21 protein-coding genes and 1 riboswitch are annotated in these 21,609 nt (G+C 46.3%); of the genes, 16 read left to right on the forward strand and 5 right to left on the reverse strand.

The annotated features are described in order from the left end of the window. Window position 1 precedes the first annotated feature (1 nt). The 16 genes from B5F53_RS01725 (at window position 2) to B5F53_RS01800 (ending at window position 17,680) form a co-directional block, all read left to right on the forward strand. A complete protein-coding gene (locus B5F53_RS01725; protein ID WP_087218817.1) occupies window positions 2-1,069 on the forward strand; it encodes a cobalt-precorrin 5A hydrolase in 1,068 nt (355 codons plus the stop codon). Continuing rightward, window positions 1,062-1,793, forward strand: a complete 732-nt coding sequence (gene cobJ / locus B5F53_RS01730) for a precorrin-3B C(17)-methyltransferase (RefSeq protein WP_087218820.1) — start codon at window positions 1,062-1,064, stop codon at window positions 1,791-1,793. Before B5F53_RS01725 ends, cobJ begins: the two co-directional genes overlap by 8 nt. Beyond that, a complete protein-coding gene (gene cobK / locus B5F53_RS01735; protein ID WP_087218823.1) occupies window positions 1,786-3,777 on the forward strand; it encodes a precorrin-6A reductase in 1,992 nt (663 codons plus the stop codon). Before cobJ ends, cobK begins: the two co-directional genes overlap by 8 nt. Continuing rightward, a complete protein-coding gene (locus B5F53_RS01740; RefSeq protein ID WP_087218826.1) occupies window positions 3,774-5,153 on the forward strand; it encodes a cobyrinate a,c-diamide synthase in 1,380 nt (459 codons plus the stop codon). Before cobK ends, B5F53_RS01740 begins: the two co-directional genes overlap by 4 nt. 1 nt (window position 5,154) lies before the next feature. Then, window positions 5,155-6,138, forward strand: coding sequence for an adenosylcobinamide-phosphate synthase CbiB (gene cbiB, locus B5F53_RS01745; RefSeq protein WP_087218829.1), 984 nt, complete (start codon window positions 5,155-5,157; stop codon window positions 6,136-6,138). Between the two features lie 14 nt (window positions 6,139-6,152). Then, window positions 6,153-7,217 (forward strand): pyridoxal phosphate-dependent aminotransferase, encoded by a 1,065-nt coding sequence (locus B5F53_RS01750; protein WP_087218832.1) that lies wholly within the window; start codon window positions 6,153-6,155, stop codon window positions 7,215-7,217. Window positions 7,218-7,223: 6 nt separating this feature from the next. Then, window positions 7,224-8,732: a cobyric acid synthase gene (locus B5F53_RS01755; RefSeq protein ID WP_087218835.1), complete on the forward strand. Its 1,509-nt coding sequence runs from the start codon at window positions 7,224-7,226 to the stop codon at window positions 8,730-8,732. Between the two features lie 11 nt (window positions 8,733-8,743). Continuing rightward, window positions 8,744-9,385 carry a precorrin-8X methylmutase gene (locus tag B5F53_RS01760; RefSeq protein WP_087218839.1) on the forward strand — a complete coding sequence of 214 codons (642 nt, stop codon included), beginning with the start codon at window positions 8,744-8,746 and terminating at the stop codon, window positions 9,383-9,385. A 14-nt stretch (window positions 9,386-9,399) separates the two neighbouring features. Beyond that, window positions 9,400-10,224: an HAD family hydrolase gene (locus B5F53_RS01765; RefSeq protein ID WP_087218842.1), complete on the forward strand. Its 825-nt coding sequence runs from the start codon at window positions 9,400-9,402 to the stop codon at window positions 10,222-10,224. Window positions 10,225-10,232: 8 nt separating this feature from the next. Continuing rightward, window positions 10,233-10,919: an HAD family hydrolase gene (locus B5F53_RS01770; RefSeq protein WP_087218845.1), complete on the forward strand. Its 687-nt coding sequence runs from the start codon at window positions 10,233-10,235 to the stop codon at window positions 10,917-10,919. Between the two features lie 77 nt (window positions 10,920-10,996). Beyond that, complete coding sequence (locus B5F53_RS01775) at window positions 10,997-12,139, forward strand: glucose-1-phosphate adenylyltransferase (RefSeq protein WP_087218848.1); 1,143 nt, start codon at window positions 10,997-10,999, stop codon at window positions 12,137-12,139. Window position 12,140: 1 nt separating this feature from the next. Beyond that, window positions 12,141-13,256: a glucose-1-phosphate adenylyltransferase subunit GlgD gene (gene glgD / locus B5F53_RS01780; protein ID WP_087218851.1), complete on the forward strand. Its 1,116-nt coding sequence runs from the start codon at window positions 12,141-12,143 to the stop codon at window positions 13,254-13,256. A 126-nt stretch (window positions 13,257-13,382) separates the two neighbouring features. Continuing rightward, the gene (locus B5F53_RS01785) at window positions 13,383-14,069 is read left to right on the forward strand and encodes a response regulator transcription factor (RefSeq protein WP_087218854.1); all 687 of its coding nucleotides are present in this window, start codon (window positions 13,383-13,385) and stop codon (window positions 14,067-14,069) included. A gap of 8 nt (window positions 14,070-14,077) precedes the next feature. Then, window positions 14,078-15,115 (forward strand): sensor histidine kinase, encoded by a 1,038-nt coding sequence (locus B5F53_RS01790; protein WP_087218857.1) that lies wholly within the window; start codon window positions 14,078-14,080, stop codon window positions 15,113-15,115. A 73-nt stretch (window positions 15,116-15,188) separates the two neighbouring features. Continuing rightward, a complete protein-coding gene (locus tag B5F53_RS01795) occupies window positions 15,189-15,872 on the forward strand; it encodes an ABC transporter ATP-binding protein (protein WP_087218860.1) in 684 nt (227 codons plus the stop codon). Then, window positions 15,869-17,680, forward strand: a complete 1,812-nt coding sequence (locus B5F53_RS01800; protein WP_087218863.1) for an ABC transporter permease — start codon at window positions 15,869-15,871, stop codon at window positions 17,678-17,680. The genes B5F53_RS01795 and B5F53_RS01800 overlap by 4 nt, the downstream gene beginning before the upstream one ends. Window positions 17,681-17,750: 70 nt before the next feature. Here B5F53_RS01800 and B5F53_RS20230 read toward each other — a convergent pair whose 3' ends face one another. From B5F53_RS20230 to B5F53_RS01820, 5 genes are read right to left on the reverse strand one after another with little or no spacing between them, the layout of a single operon-like run. Further along, a complete protein-coding gene (locus B5F53_RS20230) occupies window positions 17,751-18,536 on the reverse strand; it encodes a sirohydrochlorin cobaltochelatase (RefSeq protein WP_242970200.1) in 786 nt (261 codons plus the stop codon). Window positions 18,537-18,560: 24 nt separating this feature from the next. Next, window positions 18,561-19,409, reverse strand: a complete 849-nt coding sequence (locus B5F53_RS20235) for an energy-coupling factor ABC transporter ATP-binding protein (protein ID WP_242970201.1) — start codon at window positions 19,407-19,409, stop codon at window positions 18,561-18,563. Beyond that, the gene (cbiQ, locus tag B5F53_RS01810; RefSeq protein WP_087218866.1) at window positions 19,406-20,182 is read right to left on the reverse strand and encodes a cobalt ECF transporter T component CbiQ; all 777 of its coding nucleotides are present in this window, start codon (window positions 20,180-20,182) and stop codon (window positions 19,406-19,408) included. Before cbiQ ends, B5F53_RS20235 begins: the two co-directional genes overlap by 4 nt. A 26-nt stretch (window positions 20,183-20,208) precedes the next feature. Then, window positions 20,209-20,508, reverse strand: a complete 300-nt coding sequence (locus B5F53_RS01815) for an energy-coupling factor ABC transporter substrate-binding protein (protein ID WP_087218869.1) — start codon at window positions 20,506-20,508, stop codon at window positions 20,209-20,211. Window position 20,509: 1 nt separating this feature from the next. Beyond that, window positions 20,510-21,256 carry an energy-coupling factor ABC transporter permease gene (locus B5F53_RS01820; protein ID WP_087218872.1) on the reverse strand — a complete coding sequence of 249 codons (747 nt, stop codon included), beginning with the start codon at window positions 21,254-21,256 and terminating at the stop codon, window positions 20,510-20,512. Between the two features lie 150 nt (window positions 21,257-21,406). After that, window positions 21,407-21,583: riboswitch (cobalamin riboswitch) on the reverse strand. Between the last annotated feature and the right edge of the window lie 26 nt (window positions 21,584-21,609).

Consider the following 21,609-nt stretch of genomic DNA (forward strand, 5'->3'; position numbering starts at 1 on the left):
GATGAAAATGGCAGTCATAAGCTTCAGCCTGACCGGAGCCGCTGCGGCTGAGAGGCTGATTAAGAGGCTTAGGGAAAACAGAAAAGAAGAGACTCTGGAAGTGGAAACCGCGGTAAAAAGCAGATACTGTACAGAAGGGTTAAAGGAGCCGCTGGACGTCTGGACAAGAAGACAGTTTGAAAAGGCGGATCTCCTGATCTTTGTGGGAGCCTGCGGAATTGCTGTGCGAAGCATTGCCCCTTATGTAAAAAACAAGAAGACGGATCCGGCCGTACTGGTGATTGACGAGTGCGGAAAATTTGTGATTTCTCTGTTGTCCGGCCATCTGGGAGGGGCCAACGAATATGCAAAGGAAGCCGCCCGGGCGCTGGGAGCCGTACCGGTAGTCACTACGGCCACAGATTTGCACGGGGTCTTCGCGGTGGATACTTTTGCCAAAAAGAACGGGTGCAGCATCCATAATATGACAGCGGCTAAAGAAGTCTCCGCCGCTTTGCTGGCAGGAGAAGACGTGGGACTTTACAGTGATTTTCCCATACAGGGCGGGCTTCCTTTGGGCCTAAAGCTCTGCGACAGTCAGGGAAGGGACGGAAAGGGCGAGGTTATTTCTCCTGGAATCTGTATTTCTCTGGAAAAAGAGAAACACCCCTTCTCCCACACGGTAAACCTTATCCCCCGAATCGTAACGGCAGGGGTGGGCTGCCGCAGGGAGTGTCCTTATGAGAAAATCCGGCAGGTTCTTTTCAGGGCGCTGCAAGAGGCCCGGGTCTGTGAGGAAGCGCTGGAGAAGATTGCAAGTATTACGTTGAAAGAAAAGGAGCCGGGAATTCTTGCCCTGGCCGGGGAGCTGTCTGTCCCCTTTGCAGTATATTCTGCCGGAGAACTGATGGAGGCGGAGGGAAACTTTCAGCCGTCCTCCTTTGTCAGGGAGGTTACCGGCGTTGATAATGTGTGTGAGCGCAGCGCAGTAACAGGAAGCGGAGGCGGCACACTGATACAAGAAAAATTAAAGGCTGACGGGGCCACAGCAGCCCTTGCCGTCAGAGATTGGAGTGTACGATTTGAATAAATTATATGTGGTGGGGATTGGCCCCGGAGAATACGAACAGATGACCCACAAAGCCGCCGGGATTTTGCGGGAATGCGATACCATTATCGGCTATACGGTGTATGTGGATTTGGTGAAGGAACATTTTCCGGAAAAAGAGTTTCTTACCACCCCCATGCGAAAAGAAGTGGAGCGTTGTGTGATGGCTTTTGAAGAAGCCATGAAGGGAAAAACCGTGGCCATGATCTGCAGCGGAGACGCAGGCGTTTATGGAATGGCAGGGCTGATGTATGAAATTGGCGCAGATTATCCCCAGGTGGAGCTGGAAATTGTGTCAGGAGTAACTGCCGCCACCGGAGGAGCCGCTGTGCTGGGAGCACCTCTGATACATGATTTCTGCCTGATTAGCTTAAGCGATTTGCTGACGCCCTGGGAGAAAATTGAAGCCCGTCTGCTGGGCGCTTCTCAGGCAGACTTCGTTATCTGTCTGTACAATCCATCCAGTAAGAAGAGAAAGGATTATCTGCAGAAAGCCTGCGATTTAATGATGACTTATAAATCACCGGATACAGTCTGCGGAATTGTTGGAAACATCGGAAGAGAGGGAGAAGTCTCCAAAGTGATGACTTTAAAGGAACTTCGGGATACCCAGGTGGATATGTTTACCACTGTCTTTGTGGGCAATTCCCAGACCAGGAACATCAATGGGAAAATGGTGACGCCGAGAGGATACAGGAATGTTTAAAGCAGTTGTATTTGCAGGGACAACCGAAGGCTATGAGATTGCCCGGTGGCTGAAAGACCGGGGCGGGAACGTCTGCGCCTGTGTTGCCACAGAATACGGGGCCTTATCTCTGGAAGCGGGAGAGGGACTGCAGGTAAAGGCAGGCCGTTTAAAAGAAGAGGAAATGGAAGAGCTGTTTATGCAGCAGGATCCGGCTGTGGTCATTGACGCCACCCATCCTTACGCCGTGGAAGTGACCAGGAATATTCAGGACGCCTGCCGAAATACAGACAGAAACTATCTGCGGCTTTTAAGAGCAGAAAGCCAAAGAGAAGAGCAGGCTGTCTATGTGGAAAACATAAAAGGGGCAGTAGAGTATTTAAAAGAGACAAAAGGGAACATTCTGGTGACCACAGGCAGCAAAGAGCTTTCAGCTTTTACGGAACTGCCGGATTATCAGGAGCGTGTTTTTGCCAGAGTGCTCTCCCTTCCTTCGGTAATTGAAGAATGCGCCAGATTAAAAATACAGGGGAAACACTTAATCGGAATGCAGGGTCCATTCAGCCGCCAGTTAAATGAGGCCATGCTGCGTCAGTATAACTGCACCTATCTGGTAACGAAGGATTCCGGAACTGCCGGAGGCTTTCGGGAGAAATATGAGGCAGCTCTCTCCTGTGGGGCTGTGCCGGTGGTAATCGGCCGTCCACCGAAAGATGAAGGGCTTTCCCTGAAGGAGTGCAAGGCCCTTCTGGCAAAGGAAAAAGAACTGAAAGTATGTCGGGAGATTGCTTTAGTAGGCGTGGGAATGGGATCGGCGGAGACTTTTACCCAGGAAGGTTTAAACCAGTGCAGACGGGCGGAACTGATTATAGGAGCCAGGCGTCTGGCGGAGGCTGCAAAAGCCGCCGGAGGATGCGGGGATGTATACTGGGAATACCAGAGTGAAAAGATTATCGGGTATTTGAAAGATCATCCGGAGTATACCAGGATAGCCATTGCTCTGTCAGGAGACGTGGGGTTCTACAGCGGAGCCAAAAAGCTGCTTCAGGGACTGAAAGAAGCCTTTCCCCAAAGTTCCGTAAAGACCGTCTGCGGAATTTCCTCTCTTGTGTATTTTATGGGGAAAATCGGAAAATCCTGGGAAGACGTATGCATTACCAGCAGTCACGGAAGAGCCTGCAATCTGCCCGGACTGATTCGGGAGAATCAAAAAGTATTTTCCATTTTAGGAACCCGAGACGGAGTAAGGAATCTGGCCCGAAAGCTTACAGACTATGGGATGGAAGACTGCAGGATCTGGGTGGGAGAGCGTTTATCCTATCCCGAGGAAACCATCTTTGAGAAAAAAGCCAAAGAGCTGACAGCGTATGAGGGAGATCCTTTAAGCGTCATTTATGTGGAAAACCCCAAAACCAAAAAGCGGATGGAAACCCATGGGATAGCAGACGAAGCGTTCCTTCGGGGAAAAGCGCCCATGACCAAAGAAGAAATCAGAACCATATCCCTGGCCAAATTAAAGCTTAACAGAGACTCCATCTGCTACGATGTGGGAGCAGGAACCGGATCTGTGGCCATTGAGATGGCTTTAAGGGCCAGTCAGGGAAAAGTTTATGCCATAGAGAAAAAGCCGGAGGCCGCAGAGCTTATCCGGGAAAATAAAAAGAAATTCGCCACAGATAATCTGGAGGTTTCAGAGGGGGAAGCGCCTCAGGCTTTAGAACCTTTAGAAGCGCCCACCCATGCCTTTATCGGAGGCTCCTCCGGAAATCTGAAAGCCATTGTGGAACTGTTATTAAGAAAGAATCCACAGGTGCGGATTGTAATAAACTGCATTACCCTGGAGACGGTTTCGGAAGCCCTGGAGGTATTAAAAACCTTTCCGGTAGAACAGGAAGAAATTATCCAGGCAGTTGTCTCAAGGGCGAAAACAGTGGGACGGTATCATATGATGATGGGGGAAAATCCCATCTATATCATTTCCTGTAAAGGAGTGGAAAAGGGATGAACATACCCAGAATACTGCTGACGGCAGGAGCCAGCGGAAGCGGAAAGACGCTGATTACCTGCGGAATTTTAGAGGCTCTGAAGGAAGAGGGAAAGAAAATCGCCTCTTTCAAATGCGGCCCTGATTATATTGATCCTATGTTTCACAGCCGGGTCATTGGCACCAAATCCAGAAATCTGGATACGTTTTTTACTTCTCCGGAAGTAACCCGGTATCTGTTTGAGGAAAATGCCAGAGACTGTGAGATTGCGGTCATTGAGGGGGTTATGGGATACTACGACGGCCTGGGGGGAACCACCAGCCGGGCAAGCGCCTATGATGTGGCAAAGACAACAAAGACTCCGGCCGTACTGATCGTAAACAGCCGGGGAATGAGCGTATCTCTGGCCGCCTACATAAAGGGATTTCTGGAATATGAAAAAGACAGTCAAATCAAAGGAGTGATCTTTAACCAGATGTCCCCCATGCTGTATGAGCGCATGAAGAAACTGGTGGAGGAACGCCTTCCCGTGAAAGTTTTCGGCTATGTGCCAAAGGTGGAAGACTGTCTCATAGAGAGCCGTCATCTGGGACTGGTTCTGCCCCATGAGGTGGAAGGACTGAAAGAACGATTGGGAAAGCTGGCAGGTATATTAAGAGAAACTCTGGATTTCCCGGGATTACTGAAACTGGCTGCCGGTGCAGAGGAATTAAAAGAGGAAACTCTTCCGGAGGAATATGGGTTTTCTCTGGAGACGCCGGTGCGTCTGGGCCTGGCAAGTGATGAGGCGTTCTGCTTCTTTTATGAAGACAACTTCCGACTGCTGAGGCGGATGGGAGCCCAACTGGTTCCGTTTTCCCCCCTTCATGATAAAGAGCTTCCTCCGGATTTGGACGGGCTGCTGCTCTATGGAGGGTACCCGGAGCTTTACGGGAAAGAGCTGGAAGAAAATGAGACCATGAAGGAAGAAATCAACCGGAGTATCCGCCGGGGAATGCCCTGTCTGGCAGAGTGCGGCGGATTCATGTATCTGCACCGGGAGATGGAAGATATGCAGGGAAACCTTTGCAGGATGGCAGGGATAATCCCCGGAAAAGCGGTGAGAACCCCCCGTCTGACCCGGTTCGGCTATATTATGTTAGAGCAGAATCAGCCTGTGCTGGGAACCCGGATAAAGGCTATACCGGCCCATGAATTCCATTACTTTGATTCGGACTGCTGCGGAGACAGTTTCCACGCGCAGAAGCCAGAAAGCAAAAGAGGTTGGGACTGTATCGTAGGAAACGGGACCATGGCAGCAGGATTTCCCCATATTTACTATTATGGTAATCCTGAATTTCCAAAGGCATTTTTAAAAGCCTGTGAAAAATACCAGAGAGAACGGAGACGAAAATAATATGTTGTATGGAATGATCCCATTGATTGCAGGGTTTTTGCTGGATTTACTTTTGGGAGATCCCAGATGGCTATATCATCCGGTCTGCCTCATAGGAAATCTGATTTCCTTTCTGGAAAAGAGGATACGCGCCTGGTTTCCCAAAACTCCCAAAGGGGAGCGGCTGGGAGGACTCCTGGAAGTATTTCTGGTTTGCATACTGACGGCAGGAATTCCTTTTTTGATTCTTTTCTTTTTGTACCGGTATTTCCCGCCGGCGGGCCTGATTCTGGAAACCTTCTGGTGTTATCAGCTTCTGGCAGTAAAATCCCTGAAGACAGAGAGCATGAAGGTGTATGATAAATTAAAGGAAGGGAATCTGGAAGGCTCCAGAAAGGCCGTCTCCATGATTGTGGGACGGGATACACAGAATCTGGATGAAACCCAGGTGGCTAAGGCGACGGTGGAAACCATTGCAGAAAATACTTCGGACGGTATCGTTGCCCCCATGTTTTATATGGCTCTTGGGGGCGTCTGGCTGATGTTTTTATATAAAGGAATTAACACCATGGACTCCATGCTGGGCTATAAAAATGAGAAGTATATAAACTTCGGAAAATATGCGGCCAGGCTGGACGATATTGCCAACTACATTCCGGCGAGAATTTCTGCCTGGCTGATGATTGCAGCTTCCGGCCTTCTCTCTATGAACCGGAAAAACGCAGTGAAGATTTATCTTCGGGATCGGTATCAGCACGCCAGCCCTAATTCCGCTCATACGGAGGCAGTTGCCGCAGGGGCTCTGGAAATCCAGCTGGCAGGAAACGCCTGGTATTTCGGAAAATTATATGAAAAACCCACCATCGGCGATCCCATCCGGAAGGTGGAAGAGGAAGATATTCCCAGAACCAACCGGCTCCTTTACGGAACCTCCGTTTTGGGCGTAATTGTATTTAGCATTCTGCGTCTGCTGATTTGGACAGCTATGACGGGCAGATTAGGATAAAGGAAGGAAGAAACATGGAAAAACATAAACACGGCGGTGATATTTACCATCACCCGGGATGTCTGGATTTTTCGGCAAACTGTAATCCCCTGGGAACGCCCGGGAGTGTGAAAGAGGCAATTAAAGAAAGCAGTGAGAGAATACATTTTTATCCCCAGGTGGGTTATCAGCCCCTGCGAGAGGCCATTGCAGAATGGGAAGGCGTCCCTTCTTCCTGGGTGATCTGTTCCAACGGGGCGGCAGAATTGATTTTTTCTCTCTGCTTTGCCAAGCGGTTTCAGAATGCGGTGGTAGCAGCGCCTACCTTTGCAGAATATGAGCAGGCTCTGACCGGATGCGGATGCCAGGTAAAACGCCATGCTCTGAATCCGGATACTTTTTGTGTGACGGAGAAAATTTTAGAGGAACTGACCTGGGATGTGGATGCCCTGTTTTTATGCAATCCCAATAATCCCACAGGAATTTTGACGGACAGGGAACTGTTAAGAAAGATTTTACAGATCTGCCGGGAAAAGCATATATTTCTGGTTCTGGATGAGTGTTTTCTGGACTTTGTGAAAGAACCGGAAAAATTCACCATGAAAGGATATTTAAAAAAGTATCCTAACTTACTGATATTAAAAGCCTTTACAAAGCGATATGCCATGGCAGGAGTGCGGCTGGGATATGGACTGACCGTAAACACTCATCTTCTGGAGAAAATCGGGCAGGTTACTCAGCCCTGGAATATTTCCAGTCTGGCAAACGACGCGGGAATCGCAGCTTTAAAAGAAAAGGACTATGTGGAAGAAGGCCGCCGGATGGTGTTTGAACAGGCAGTTTATCTGAAAGAAACTCTGAAAAAACTGGGACTGCGGGTTTATGATTCCCAGGCCAATTATATCTTCTTTTACGGACCCGAAAACTTATGGGAAGAATGTGAAAAAAGAGGGATTCTCATAAGAGACTGCAGCAATTATCCGGGACTTTCCGGAGGATATTTCCGGATAGCAGTAAGAAAACCAGAAGAAAATCAAAAGCTGACAGAAGTACTGACAGAAATTTTAAAAGAAACCCGGGAAGAGGGACAGGGGAGGTAATGGGAAATGGCAAAGGCAATTATGATTCAGGGCACTATGTCAAATGCAGGGAAAAGCCTGCTGGCAGGAGGACTGTGCCGGATTTTTAAACAGGACGGATACAAGGTGGCACCTTTTAAATCCCAGAATATGGCTTTGAATTCTTTTATTACAAAAGAGGGACTGGAAATGGGACGGGCCCAGGTAATGCAGGCAGAGGCGGCAGGGATCGAGCCGTCGGTACTGATGAATCCTATTCTCTTAAAGCCTACCAACGATGTGGGATCCCAGGTGATTGTAAACGGAGAAGTATTAGGTACCATGAGCGCCAGAGACTACTTTGCCTATAAAAAAAATCTGTGGGGAGAAATTTTAAAGGCCTACCATACTCTGGAAGAACAAAACGATATTATTGTCATTGAGGGAGCCGGAAGTCCGGCGGAAATCAATCTGAAAGAAGATGATATTGTAAATATGGGAATGGCCAAAATGGCCAAAGCTCCCGTGCTTCTGGCAGGGGACATTGACCGGGGCGGCGTGTTTGCCCAGCTTTACGGAACGGTGATGCTTCTGGAGGAAGAAGAACGCAGGATGATAAAAGGCCTGATTATTAATAAATTCCGGGGAGATAAAACCATTTTAGACCCCGGCGTGGCCATGTTAGAGGAAAAATGTCAGATTCCGGTAGTGGGAGTAGCCCCTTATCTGGATGTACAGATTGATGATGAGGACAGTCTCTCCGAACACATTTCCAGACAGAAGGAAGCGGCGGAAATCGATTTGGCAGTGATACGCCTTCCGCGGCTCTCCAATTTTACAGATTTTGATCCCTTTGAGAATATTCCGGGAGTTTCTGTGCGGTACATCCGCCATCCAAAAGATTTGGGATCTCCGGATATGATTCTTCTTCCCGGGACCAAAAATACCATGGACGATTTGCTGTGGATGCGTCAGTGCGGACTGGAGGCAGCAATATTAAAAGAAGCGGCCAAAGGAAAAATTATCTTCGGCGTCTGCGGAGGATACCAGATGCTGGGAGAAACTCTCTCCGATCCCTTCCATGTGGAAGCAGGAGGCGAGATCCGCGGAATGGGACTTCTTCCCATGGAAACCGTCTTTACGAAAGAAAAAACCAGGACAAGGGTGGAAGGAAATTTCCGTTCTTTAGGAGGCCCTCTTGAGAAATTAAGCCGGGTTTTGGTGGAGGGATATGAAATCCATATGGGAGAAACCAGAAGGAAAGAAGGCGCTTTTGAAGCCGTGGAGATTACCGACGGGGTAACCGGAGAGCAGAAAATCGACGGCACCTGGAAAGAGAATGTTTACGGCACCTATATCCACGGAGTCTTTGATCGCCAGGAAGTGGTGAAAGCAGTACTGGAAGCTATTGGAGAAAAGAAGGGAATCGACGTATCCGCCATGGCGGCGTCCAATCACAGGGAGTTTAAAGAGAAACAGTACAATCTTCTGGCAGACGGTCTGAGAAAGTACCTGGATATGGAGCAGATTTATAAAATTTTAGAGGCAGGACTGTAAGGAGGCGCAAAATGAAAGTAGAACTGGAAAAAGTAGAGCCAAGAGAAATAGAAACACGCAGTTTTGAAATCATTACTCAGGAAATGGGAGATAAAAAACTGATTCCGGGGACGGAATTAATTGTGAAACGGTGTATTCACACCAGCGCAGATTTTGATTACGCGGACAATCTCTGCTTCTCGGAAAATGTGGTGGAAAAGGCCTTAAACGCCATCCGGGAGGGAGCCTGCATTGTGACTGATACCCAGATGGCAAAGGCGGGAATCAATAAAAAGGTACTGGCCAGATACGGCGGTGAAGTTTACTGTTTCATGTCCGATGAGGATGTGGCAGAGAAGGCAAAGGCCCGGGGAACCACAAGAGCGGTTGCCAGTATGGAGAAAGCGGCCGGCATGAATAAGAAACTGATTTTTGCCATAGGAAACGCGCCTACGGCCTTAATTCATCTTTACGAAATGATAGAAAACGGGATTTTAAAGCCGGAATTGATCATCGGTGTTCCTGTGGGATTTGTCAATGTGGTGCAGTCCAAGGAACTGATTATGGAAACCCAGGTTCCTTATATTGTGGCAAAAGGAAGAAAAGGCGGAAGCAATATTGCCGCCTGTATCTGCAACGCCCTGCTGTATATGCTGGATAACAGACGGGACTAAGGGAGAAAGAAAAGATGAACGTAAAATGTATCGCTCTGGATTTGGACGACACACTTTTAAAAAACACCAAGGAGATTTCTGAAAAGAACAGGGAAGCTTTGGACTATTGTCTGAAACAGGGTGTTCAGGTAGTCATTGCCAGCGGCAGGGCCTTCGGCTCCCTTCCCAAATCAGCTACGGAAATCCCGGGGATTACCTATGCAATTACATCCAATGGGGCAGGTATCTATAACGTAAAGGAGAAAACCTGCCTTATGCGAAACTGTATGGAAAAGGAAGCGGTGAAAAAACTGCTGCAAATCATCCGGGAAGAAATTTCCGTGTATGAAGTATTTGTGGAGGGAATCCCCTATGCGTCCGCAGATTACGTGGAAGATCCGGTAAAATTCGGCGCCTATGCCCACAGCATTGAATACGTGAAAAGAACCAGAAAACCGGTGGAGGATCTGGATGCTTTTGTCCTGAAAAATGTGGATCGAATGGAGAGTATGGATCTGATTGTGCCGGAACTTCAGAAGAAGCAGGAGGTCTGGAAACGGGTGGAAAGGGAAGTGCCGGGAATCTATAGTACCTCTTCTTTGCCCCATTTGATTGAAATTTCTCATGAGAACAGTGGAAAGCACACGGCCCTTCAGTTTTTGTTAAAGAAATGGGGGATTTCGCCCCAGGAGACGGCGGCTTTTGGAAACGGAGACAACGACTGGGAAATGCTGCAGTTGGTAAAATATGGAATTGCAGTGGAAAACGCTTCCGATAAGTGCAAAGAAGCGGCCTGGGCGGTAACAGCATCCAACGAAGAAGACGGGGTGGCTTCGGCTATCTGGAAGTATCTGGCATAGGGAAGAACATGAAAAAAGAAATTTTAAAATCCATAAAAGGGGTCGTCTTTGATATGGACGGCCTGATGTTTGACAGCGAGAGAATTGTAAAGCACTCCTGGAATGTGGCAGGAGGCAAGTTGGGCTACGGAAATCTGGGGGATGAAAATATTTTCCATACCCTGGGCTTTGACCGGGAAAGGAGAAAGCAGTATTTTCTGGAAAAATACGGAGCGGATTTTCCCTTTGAGACCTTTGCCGTACACTACAGGAGGGCTTTTTCTGATTATGTGAAAGAACAGGGGCTTCCGGCCAAAAAGGGACTCCACCGGCTCCTGGAAACTTTAAACAGCCGGGGGATTAAAATGGCGGTGGCCACGTCTTCGGGCAGAAGCTATGCTCTGGATAATATAAGAGGAGAAGGAATTTCCCATTATTTCACCGGAATCGTATCCGGGGATATGGTGACCCGGGGAAAGCCGGATCCGGAGATTTATGAGAAAGCCTGCGCCCTGTTGGAACTGCCTGCTTCCTGCTGTCTGGCCCTGGAAGATGCGGCCCACGGCATTTTATCAGCCCACCGGGCGGGGATGAAAACGGTGTTTGTACCCGATTTAGTGAAAGACAGCAGCCGGATTGACAAATTTTTAGACGGAAAAGCGGAAAATCTGGAAAAAGTTGCTCAATATTTTGAACAACTAGACAATAAAATTTGAATTTTAATGAAAAAATTATGGAAAATGACGGCTAAGGCATATATAATAGAGGTATATCAAAAGAGGAGGGCTCATACATGAAACAGAATAATATGTTAGCCATGATATTAGCCGGCGGCCGAGGCACAAGGCTGCATGAGCTGACCAATAAGGTTGCCAAACCTGCCGTTTCCTATGGGGGAAAATATAAAATCATTGATTTCCCTCTCAGTAACTGCGCAAACAGCGGAATTGACGTAGTAGGTGTTTTAACACAGTACGAATCCATTCTGCTGAACAGTTATGTAGCAGCGGGCAGACGCTGGGGCCTGGATGCGAAAGAAAGCGGTGTATACGTGCTGCCGCCCAGAGAGAAAGCCGATGCCAATCTGGATGTATACAGAGGAACCGCAGATGCGATTTCCCAGAATATTGATTTTATTGATTCATTCTCACCGGAATATCTTTTAATCCTTTCTGGGGATCACATTTACAAGATGAACTACGCCAAGATGCTGGATTACCACAAGGCATGCAAAGCAGATGCGACTATCGCAGTTATTGAAGTGCCGATGAAAGAGGCAAGCCGTTTCGGTATCATGAATACGGATACAGAGACAGGACGTATTGTGGAATTCGAGGAAAAACCGGAGCATCCCAAGAGTAACCTGGCTTCCATGGGAATTTACATTTTCGACTGGAAACTTCTGCGGAAGATGCTGGTTGCAGATATGAAGGATCCGGATTCCAACCACGATTTCGGTAAAGATATTATCCCAGCCCTTTTAAATGACGGAAAGAGCTTATATGCTTTCAAATTCAAAGGATACTGGAAAGACGTGGGAACCATTGATTCTCTGTGGGAAGCCAATATGGATCTGCTGGATGGGAAAAATGAGCTGGATCTTAATGACTCCACCTGGAAAATCTATACAGAGGATACCACCACACTTCCTCAGTACATAGGACCGGATGCGGAGATCGATCAGGCCTTCATTAATCAGGGATGTATTATTGAGGGAACAGTAAAGAATTCGGTATTGTTTACCGGAGCAAAAGTAGGAGCCGGAGCAAAGATTATCGACAGTGTGCTGATGCCTGGTGTAGAAGTGGCAGAAGGCGCTGTAGTACAGAGAGCGCTGGTTGCCGATAATGTGAAAATCGGAAAAGAAGCCGTAGTAGGAAGTGCTGACAGCGAGCACATCGAACTGGTTGCCAAACGAGTAAAGGGGGTTGAATAATATGGCCAAAGCATTCGGAATTGTAAATTTTACCGGAAGACATTTCTGGGTGGAAGGAATGCAGGACTACCGTCCGGTTGGCGCGTTTTCCTTCCTTGGAAGATACCGTGTAATTGATTTCCCGATTTCCAATATGAGCAACAGCGGAATTGACCAGATTCAGGTATATATCCGCAGAAAACCCCGTTCTCTGACGGAACATATCGGAACCGGACGTCATTACAACATTAACTCCAAACGCGGAAGAGTACATCTGTTATTCTCCGAAAACGGAGTGGATCATGATATTTATAATAACGACATTGCAGCCTTCCTGGAAAACATGGAGTGCATTGAAAATGTAAATTGTCCATACGTTGTGATTGCGCCCAGCTATATGATTTATACCCAGGATTTCAGTACTCTGCTTCAGACACATATTGATTCCGAAGCAGATATTACCCTGCTGTATCACTCCACTGATGATGCCAAAGAGCATTTCTTAAACTGCAATACGTTAAACTTGAATAAACAAAAAGGTGTTCTGTCACTGGAAATGAACCGGGGAACGGCTAAGAACCGGAACATTTTCATGGATACCTATGTAATGAAGAAAGAACTGTTTATTGAGTTAGTCAATAAGGCACATAAAACTTCAGCGATGTATAACCTGTCTGACATTGTCAACATGGCCTGCGGTGAATTGGATGTACGTGCAGTATCCCACAGAGGATTCTTCGCTACGGTTACAGACTTCAAGAGCTACTATGATGCAAATCTGTCTCTGATTGATTTTAAAGCAGCACAGAGTCTGTTTGACGCTGAATGGCCCATTTACACCCGCACCAACGATTCCTGCCCGACCCAGTATTTTGAAGGGGCGAGCGTGAAGAATTCTGTTGTATCAAACGGATGTCTGATTGAAGGAACCGTAGAAAATTCTGTAATCGGCCGCGGCTGTGTCATTAAGAAAGGGGCTGTGATTAAGAACAGCGTAATCCTTCACGACGTGGTAGTGGAAGAAGACGTTCATCTGGAGAATCTGGTGGCAGATAAACACGCCCGCATTACCCATGTGAAAGAGGTAATTGCAGAACCGGGCCAGCCGGAATACATCAGAAGAAACGGCGTATTATAAAATTTAAAGCGCCTGTAAAAACAGAAGAAGGCTGAGGGGGCACAGGAAAATCCTGTGCCTCCTTTTTCTTTACCGTTTTGTTCTCTTCCTGTTATAATGAGAGCACAAAGAGAGGTGACAGAACTAATGAAGCGGATATTTTTTGTGGAAGATGATTTAAGTTTAATCAATGGTTTATCTTTTGCTGTCAGGAAACAGGGATATGAAATTCAGACTGCCCGTACCTTTCAGGAGGCTTTAGAGATATGGAAAGAGGGAGTCTATGATTTGGTGATTCTGGATGTAACCCTTCCGGATGGCTCCGGGTACGGGCTGTGCCGGAAGATCCGGGAAACCTCCCGGATCCCTGTTATGTTTCTTACGGCAGCAGATGAGGAGACCGATATTATTATGGGACTTGATATAGGAGGGGATGATTACATTACAAAGCCGTTTAAGCTGGCTGTATTTTTGGCAAGGGTAAATGCGCTTCTTCGCAGAAGTGACAACTTTAACCAGACAGATACCCGGATGACTTCCGGCGGCATTACGTTGGATCTTTTAAAAGGAGAGGTCTGGAAGAAGGAGAAAAAAATAGAACTGACAGCCAATGAATACAAGCTGCTGCGGTTATTTATGGAAAATTCCAATATTGTCCTTTCGCCAGAGCAGATATTAAGTAAGATGTGGGACTGCGACGAAAATTATATTAACAGCAATGCCCTGACCGTCTATATCCGCAGATTACGCACGAAAATTGAGGATAATCCTGCTAATCCACAGAACATTGTAACTGTCCGGCGTATGGGGTACAAGTGGAATCCTGTGGATTGAGGTGTGCTATGAACGTATTGACAAACAGAAAAATAAAGTGGCTTTTTTACCGCCTGCTGGTGGTTACCATAATCTTTACGGTAATTTCAGCGGCTCTTGCCAGACTTAAACCTCCCGGGGTGGTGTTTTGGGTGTTTCTATCTTCCGCAAGTATGGGCGTTTCGGTACTTTTGGTGATATATTTGTACTTTCGGGAGCAGAATAAAAGCATGGAAGAAGCTATTGAGCAAATCAGGGACTATATTTCCGGAAATAGAAACGTCCGGATTGAATGTGACGATGAGGGGGAATTATACCGCCTGTTCCATGAGGTTAATTCTCTGGTTTCCATCATAAACGCCCATGCTGAAAACGAGGGACGCTCAAAAAAATTTATGAAAGATACACTCTCTGATATTTCCCACCAGCTTAAAACACCGCTGGCCGCGCTGAATGTCTATAACGGACTTATGCAGGATGAAACAGCGGATATTTCTACATTGAGGGAATTTACGGAGCTTTCTGAACAGGAACTTGACCGGATGGAAACCCTTGTCCAGAACCTGTTGAAAATTGCTAAGCTGGATGCCGGGACAATCCTAATTGATAAGGCAATTGAGAATGTATCAGAAATCATGGGCTGTATTGAACAGCATTTTACCTATCAGGCCGGGCAGGAAGAAAAAAAATTAATCTTTTCCGGCAAAGACACGATTACATTATTCTGTGATCGGAATTGGCTGACAGAAGCAATCAGCAACATTGTAAAAAATGCTTTCAACCATACAAAGAAGGGGGCAGCAATCCGTGTTGAGTGGCGCGCTTTTGCCTCTGTTGTCCAAATCATCGTTCAGGATAATGGGAGCGGTATACACCCAGAGGATTTACCACATATTTTTAAGCGGTTTTATCGCAGCCGATTTTCTAAAGATACACAGGGAATTGGATTAGGACTTCCTTTGGCAAAAGCCATTATTGAGGCGCACAATGGGACAATCGAAGTGGACAGCATACTGGGTGCCGGCACTACCTTTACCATCAATTTTTTAATTCCTACAAAATTGTAGGCTGTGTGTCATCTCATAGTAGGGTCCGTATGCTACTCTTTCCATATTAAAGCAGAAAGAGGTGTTGTATCGAATGGATTTATTGGAAGTCAAAAATATTTCTAAAACCTATGGGGACGGCGAAGTGGCCGTACACGCTTTGAAAAGCGCCACATTCTCTGTCCCTAAAGGTGAATTTGTTGCTATCGTCGGAGAGTCCGGCTCTGGGAAGAGTACGCTTTTGAACATGGTTGGGGCGCTGGATACGCCTACCTCCGGCAAGGTGTTTATTGACGGTAAGGACATCTTCTCCATGAAAGAACGCAATCTGACGATTTTTCGTCGCCGAAATATCGGATTTATTTTTCAGAGTTTTAACCTGATACCGGAATTGACTGTCGAGCAGAATATGGTTTTCCCTGTATTGCTTGACTATCAGAAACCCAATAAAAAATACCTGGAAGAACTGCTTACGGTTCTTAATCTGAAAGAACGCCGAAACCATCTTCCCAGCCAGCTTTCCGGCGGCCAGCAGCAGCGTGTGGCAATCGGGCGCGCACTGATTACCCGTCCGGCGCTGATTCTTGCCGATGAGCCCACAGGAAATCTTGATACGCAAAATACAAGCGAAGTCATTACATTGCTGAAAGAGGCGTCCAGAAAATACGAACAGACGATTGTAATGATTACCCACAGCAGAAGTATTGCACAGACAGCCGACCGAATTTTGCAGGTATCTGACGGGGTGCTGACCGATTTTGGGAGGTGCCGCGAATGAAAAGTTATCTTAGCTTAATTCCCATTTCCGCTAAAGTACACCGGCGGCAAAACCGTATGACGCTTCTCTGCATTATTTTTGCTGTATTTATGGTAACAGCAGTGTTCAGCATGGCCGAAATGGGAATTAGAATGGAACAGGCCAGACTGGAAAGCAAACACGGTGAATTGTCCATTCAGGATATTATTGGAAGTACAATAGGGCAATCGCTCCTTAGTACAGCGGTTGTTTTGTTCCTGCTGATACTAACTGCAGGAGTCCTGATGATTTCCAGCAGTATTAACAGCAGCGTGGCTCAGAGAATAAAATTTTTTGGGATGATGCGCTGTATCGGCATGAGCAGACAGCAGATTATCCGTTTTGTGCGACTGGAAGCTCTGAACTGGTGTAAAACAGCAGTTCCTATCGGTCTTGCTCTGGGGATTGTGGTTACATGGGTACTATGTGCAGTTTTACGTTTCTTTGTGGGAGAAGAATTTTCTGACATTCCGCTATTGGGTATCAGTTTCATTGGTATTATCAGCGGTATTCTTGTCGGGATTGTCACCGTGTTAATCGCTGCGGGTTCTCCGGCAAAACGCGCCTCAAGAGTATCTCCCATTACTGCGGTGTCAGGAAATACGGACAGTGATAAAACAATCCGCCATTGTGCAGACATACGATTTGTAAAAATAGAGACAGCTCTGGGCATCAATCACGCTGTTTCTGCAAAGAAAAATCTAATCCTGATGACTGGCTCTTTCGCACTTAGTATCATTTTGTTTTTGGGCTTTTCTGTTATGATTGACTTTGTGAATTACCTTATGCCCCAATCAGCCAGTACCTCTGATCTTGATATTTCAAGTAACGACAGCACAGGTTCTATTCCCGAAGGTTTAGTTGAAACACTTCGCGGGATGGATGGAATAAAAGAGGTTTACGGGCGTCGGAGTTCCTTTGATGTCCCCGCAGGATTGGATGGCGATACGACGCTTTCAAGCACTTCCGACCTTATCTCCTATGATGATTTTGATTTAGAGTGCCTCAAAAAAGACGGCGCCTTGAAAAGAGGCAGCGACCTATCAAAAATTTACGGAAATAGCAGTTATGTCCTGGCTGCCTCCGATCAAAATAGCTCCTGGAAAATCGGGGACACCATTCTGGTAGGAGATGAAACTCTTGAAATTGCCGGTTTGCTAAAATATGACCCGTTCAGTGACAACGGCCTGACAAACGGAAAGATTACCCTCATTATGTCCGGCGAAACCTTCGTTCGTTTAACGGGGATCACGGACTACTCACTTGTTATGGTACAGACCACAAAAGAGGCAACAGATGAAAACGTCAGTGCCATCCAAAATGCCGTAGGTGATAGTTATGGTTTCGAAGACAAACGGGATCAGCGCACCTTTGGCACCTATCTGGCCTTTGTATTTTGTGTCTATGGCTTTTTAGCGATTATCACTTTGGTTGCTGTGCTGAATATCATAAACAGCATTTCTATGAGCGTATCCGCAAGAATGAAACAATATGGAGCGATGCGGGCCGTAGGAATGGATGAACATCAGATCACAAAAATGATCGCAGCCGAAACAATCACCTATGTTTTCTGGGGATGTGCCGCCGGTTGTATTGTGGGACTGCCGTTAAGCAAACTACTGTATGACTTTCTTATTACAGAACATTTTCCCTATGCGGTTTGGAAATTACCCATTTCTTCCTTAGTGGTCATACTTTTGTTTGTTGTATTTGCGGCTGCGGCAGCCATCTATCCTCCGGCCAAAAGAATACGAAATATCTCTGTAACCGAGACAATCAACGAATTGTGAGACTGGTAGTGAAAAGATATAGATACATTGGCGGCAGCAATCGTCACAGATACTGCCGCCGTACCCTTTGCTATAAAGCATTGTGAATATGCTGAATAAACATTTCGCGGATTCCGGGATATTCCCCCAATCCTTTCAGAACGGGACAGACGTCATATCCTTCCTGCCGGAACTGCCACATCCAGGAATCCGGATCCTCTCCGGCCATATCGTTTCTTGCGTGATCACCGGCAACAATCATAAAGGGCGCCAGGATTACTTTTTCCGGCTCGTATTGTTTCACCATTTTCATCAGGGATTCCATGGAAGGATAGGCTTCTACGGTACCCAGAAAGATATTGGGACAGCCTTTATCTTTAAAAGTATAATCCAGAGCGGCATAAATGGAGTTGGCATAGTGAGTGGTCCCGTGTCCCATGAGAACCAGGGCGTCCTTTTCTCCCAAATCAGAAAACTCATTGATGACGGCATCGATAACATCGTTGTTGTCCTGTTCTGTAGTCAGTAAAGGAGAGCCGAACTTAATGGAATGAAACTGTTCTGCAAAGGCCAAAGCGTCCTCCTTCATCAAATCATTTTCAATTCCGTTAATCACATGGGTCGGCTGTACGATTACATCGGTAATGCCATCTGCAGCCATCTGCTGAAAGGCTTCTCTGACTGTGGGAATGATAATTCCGTCTCTTTTTTTCAGTTTGGCAATGATCATCTTGCTGGTCCAGGCCCGGTAAATTCTGTAATCAGGAAAAGCAGAAGCAATATCGGATTCGATGGCCTCAATGGTAGATTTCCTGGTCTCTTCGTAACTGGTACCGAAGCTTACCACAAGAATTGCCTTTGTCGTTTTCTGATTCATGGTTAAAATCCTCCTAGTGAATAGTTATAATTTAATATCTTCGATATACTTTTCTAAAGTTTTCAGATTCTTCGGAAGGGGCAGAGAGGAACTTAAAATGCCTTTTTTTGTCAGGCGCCGGAATAATTCCAGCACGGCAGGGGGTTCCAGATTGGTCTTTTTAAGTACATCGTGACTGCTGAAAACCTCTTTGGGGGTTCCGTGCATTAAGACTTTACCTTCGTGGAACAGCATAATTTCATCGGCCCATTCATAAGCATAGTTCACATCATGGGTAGCCATTAAAACGGTAATTCCCTGCTCCGTCATCTGATCCACAATGTGATTGACCATGGCAGTATGTTTCGGATCCAGGGCGGCAGCCGGCTCGTCTAAAATAATGACTTCCGGATGCATAACGAGAATATCTGCAATGGAAACCTGTTTTTTTTGTCCTCCGCTTAAGGCGTGGGTGGGTTTATGACGGAAAGGTGTGATTTCCAGATAATCAATCACCTGCTCCACCTCTTTTTTCGCCTGTTCTTCAGAAACGCCCAGGTTCAGGATGCCGAAAGAGATTTCCTGGTAAACGCTGGCGGAAAAAAGCTGGTTATCGGGATCCTGAAAGACAATTCCCACCTTGCTTCTCAGTTCCAGAAGGCCTTTTTTATCATAGGAGACGGGTTTTCCGTTATAATATAAAGTGCCTTTTGCAGGTTTGTGAATTCCGTTGCAGCACAGGAAAAATGTGGATTTTCCGGAACCGTTTGCCCCCATAAAGGCTACCTTGCTTCCTCTTTTAATTTCCAGGGACAACCCATTTAAAGAATGGGTCTTGTCGTCATCATAGGAAAAGTATAAATCGTCTGCTTTTAATATAATATCATGATTCATGAAAAAAATCTCCTCCATACAGCAAAAATCAACAGCAGAATATCAAACAGAGCAATACCGATAATAACCGGCTTTTTGGGAGGCTGTGTTTCACTTAATACATGGAGCGTCCCGTCATAACAGCGGGATTCCATTGCGTCATAGAGCTTATTGGAACGGCTGACTGCCCGGATCATCAGTACAGAACCCAGAGCTGCGAAAGACTTCAGGGACGTTTTGTAATCTTTGTTTCCCAGGCGGGAGTCCTGGGAGGTGGAGATTGCAGAAGCAATGGTAAGCAAAAGAAAAATAAACCGGTAAATTAAAAGCATCAGTTCAATAAGCAGTTTGGGACAGTGCAGCTTTCTGAGTACTTCCAGAATATCCGTCATAGGGGTTGTAAAGGAAAGAAAATACAGGCAGGAGACTGCCGAAAGGGCTGTGGCGATTAACTGCAGAGCGTAGAAAAGAGCCTCTTTGCTGGCAGTCAGATACCAGTCCCCTATAGAAACGGCGAATAAATCCAGAGGCGCGTCTTTGACGTTGAATACAATAGCCAGAGTACTTAAGATAAGAAAGGTCAAAGGAAGCATCAGAAAATGCAGATAACGGGAAACAGGGATCCCACCCTTAAAAACGGTGAGAATCCCTGTTGTAAGCAGCACAATCCCTGCGACTGCAATTGAACGACTCATCACACAGATTATCAGTGTGATAATTGCAAACGCGAATTTTTCACCGGCGTTTTCATATCTAAGCTTGGAATGATAGCACAGCTTATCAATGGTAATCATAATATACTCCTTTCGCCGGTTTTTCTTTAGTTATCTTTGGTCCATTTCTTTCTTTCCACGAAACGTCCCATAACAAAGGCGATGATGCCTACGCCGATACCGGTCTGTATGCAGAAGAGTAGGCTTTCTACTTCTCCCGGAAGTTCTCCGCCTAAAGCCTGTTCGAAAATAGGAGTTGCCCATGGCTCGTATCCGGAGTCCACTTCTTCCACAACCTGGCTTCCGGCATCGTCAGAACCGCCGAATTCCGCATCTTTTAATGCAAATAATGGAATAAACGCCATCAAAACAATGACAAGAATTAATACAATAACAGATTTTTTCATATTATTTTGCCTCCTTTAAAAAACCGATGGAACGCAGTTCTGGTTTTGCGTAAGTTTCCAGTCCCATTACAATCAGAACTGTGATAATTCCCTCGATGATTGCCAGAGGCACCTGGGTGGGAGCAAATACGAGAAGGAATTTCCCCATTGCCGCGCCAATGGTAGTATCCGCATGATGTGCCATAGCCATCTGGACTGCAGTTACACAGTATGTAAATAAATCGCCTAAAGTAGCGGCCAGGAAAACAGCCACTTTTTTGTTTATATTGGCTTTTTTGCAGATTACCCAGATTCCATAGGAGACAAAGGGTCCGGCAATTGCCATGGAAAAGGTATTGGCGCCAATGGTGGTCAGTCCGCCGTGGGCCAGAAGAATTGCCTGGAAAACCAGAACAATCAGTCCCAGGATGGAAACGGCGCTTGGTCCGAATAAAATAGCTCCCAGACCGGTTCCGGTCATATGGGAACAGCTTCCGGTTACGGAAGGGATTTTTAAAGATGAAATTACAAATACAAAGGCGCCGGACATAGCCAACAGGGTAATCAGATTCCGGTGTTCTTTTAATTTCTTATTAATGGACATAAAACCGGCTGCTAAAAACGGAAGACATAAGATCCCCCATCCGATACAGTAGCCTCCCGGAAGATAGCCTTCCATGATGTGCATCGCTCCTACATTGGAAGCAAGTCCGAAAGTAAGAGCCATTGCGCTTGTGAGTGCAATGATGTTTCTTTGTTTTTTACTCAATGTTTCTTCCTCCTTCTGATAGATGATAATAAAATAAAAAATAAAAACCTGTCAGGAATCTGGCAGGCTATCAGAAGAACAAGAAGGACAGCAGCAACTGCTATGAGCCAACCTGTTCTTACACAGAGCCATCGTTCGTAACTCCTGTGTAAATCGCTTACATGACAGGCAGGTCTTCTGACTTGGGCCTTAACATCTTACTTCGCCTTCCCGTTTCCAGTGACATATGAAATAAGACTCATCCGTTACAGCGGCGTGACCGTGTGAGACTTTCACTCAACTTCCCTATTCTTCTGCAAAAGCAGACACCTGTATGTACTCAATTTCTACTCCTATTGTAACATAGGAATTTA

It is taken from the genome of Blautia sp. An249 (genome assembly GCF_002159835.1).
GTDB lineage: Bacteria > Bacillota > Clostridia > Lachnospirales > Lachnospiraceae > Blautia_A > Blautia_A avistercoris.

Bases quoted from the DNA above. Each gene is read 5' to 3' on its own strand.
- B5F53_RS01725 (WP_087218817.1), top strand. From the start codon at position 2: ATGAAAATGGCAGTCATAAGCTTCAGCCTGACCGGAGCCGCTGCGGCT.
- cobK (WP_087218823.1), top strand. From the start codon at position 1,786: ATGTTTAAAGCAGTTGTATTTGCAGGGACAACCGAAGGCTATGAGATT.
- B5F53_RS01740 (WP_087218826.1), top strand. From the start codon at position 3,774: ATGAACATACCCAGAATACTGCTGACGGCAGGAGCCAGCGGAAGCGGA.
- cbiB (WP_087218829.1), top strand. From the start codon at position 5,155: ATGTTGTATGGAATGATCCCATTGATTGCAGGGTTTTTGCTGGATTTA.
- B5F53_RS01750 (WP_087218832.1), top strand. From the start codon at position 6,153: ATGGAAAAACATAAACACGGCGGTGATATTTACCATCACCCGGGATGT.
- B5F53_RS01755 (WP_087218835.1), top strand. From the start codon at position 7,224: ATGGCAAAGGCAATTATGATTCAGGGCACTATGTCAAATGCAGGGAAA.
- B5F53_RS01760 (WP_087218839.1), top strand. From the start codon at position 8,744: ATGAAAGTAGAACTGGAAAAAGTAGAGCCAAGAGAAATAGAAACACGC.
- B5F53_RS01765 (WP_087218842.1), top strand. From the start codon at position 9,400: ATGAACGTAAAATGTATCGCTCTGGATTTGGACGACACACTTTTAAAA.
- B5F53_RS01770 (WP_087218845.1), top strand. From the start codon at position 10,233: ATGAAAAAAGAAATTTTAAAATCCATAAAAGGGGTCGTCTTTGATATG.
- B5F53_RS01775 (WP_087218848.1), top strand. From the start codon at position 10,997: ATGAAACAGAATAATATGTTAGCCATGATATTAGCCGGCGGCCGAGGC.
- glgD (WP_087218851.1), top strand. From the start codon at position 12,141: ATGGCCAAAGCATTCGGAATTGTAAATTTTACCGGAAGACATTTCTGG.
- B5F53_RS01785 (WP_087218854.1), top strand. From the start codon at position 13,383: ATGAAGCGGATATTTTTTGTGGAAGATGATTTAAGTTTAATCAATGGT.
- B5F53_RS01790 (WP_087218857.1), top strand. From the start codon at position 14,078: ATGAACGTATTGACAAACAGAAAAATAAAGTGGCTTTTTTACCGCCTG.
- B5F53_RS01795 (WP_087218860.1), top strand. From the start codon at position 15,189: ATGGATTTATTGGAAGTCAAAAATATTTCTAAAACCTATGGGGACGGC.
- B5F53_RS01800 (WP_087218863.1), top strand. From the start codon at position 15,869: ATGAAAAGTTATCTTAGCTTAATTCCCATTTCCGCTAAAGTACACCGG.
- B5F53_RS20230 (WP_242970200.1), bottom strand. From the start codon at position 18,536: ATGAATCAGAAAACGACAAAGGCAATTCTTGTGGTAAGCTTCGGTACC.
- B5F53_RS20235 (WP_242970201.1), bottom strand. From the start codon at position 19,409: ATGAATCATGATATTATATTAAAAGCAGACGATTTATACTTTTCCTAT.
- cbiQ (WP_087218866.1), bottom strand. From the start codon at position 20,182: ATGATTACCATTGATAAGCTGTGCTATCATTCCAAGCTTAGATATGAA.
- B5F53_RS01815 (WP_087218869.1), bottom strand. From the start codon at position 20,508: ATGAAAAAATCTGTTATTGTATTAATTCTTGTCATTGTTTTGATGGCG.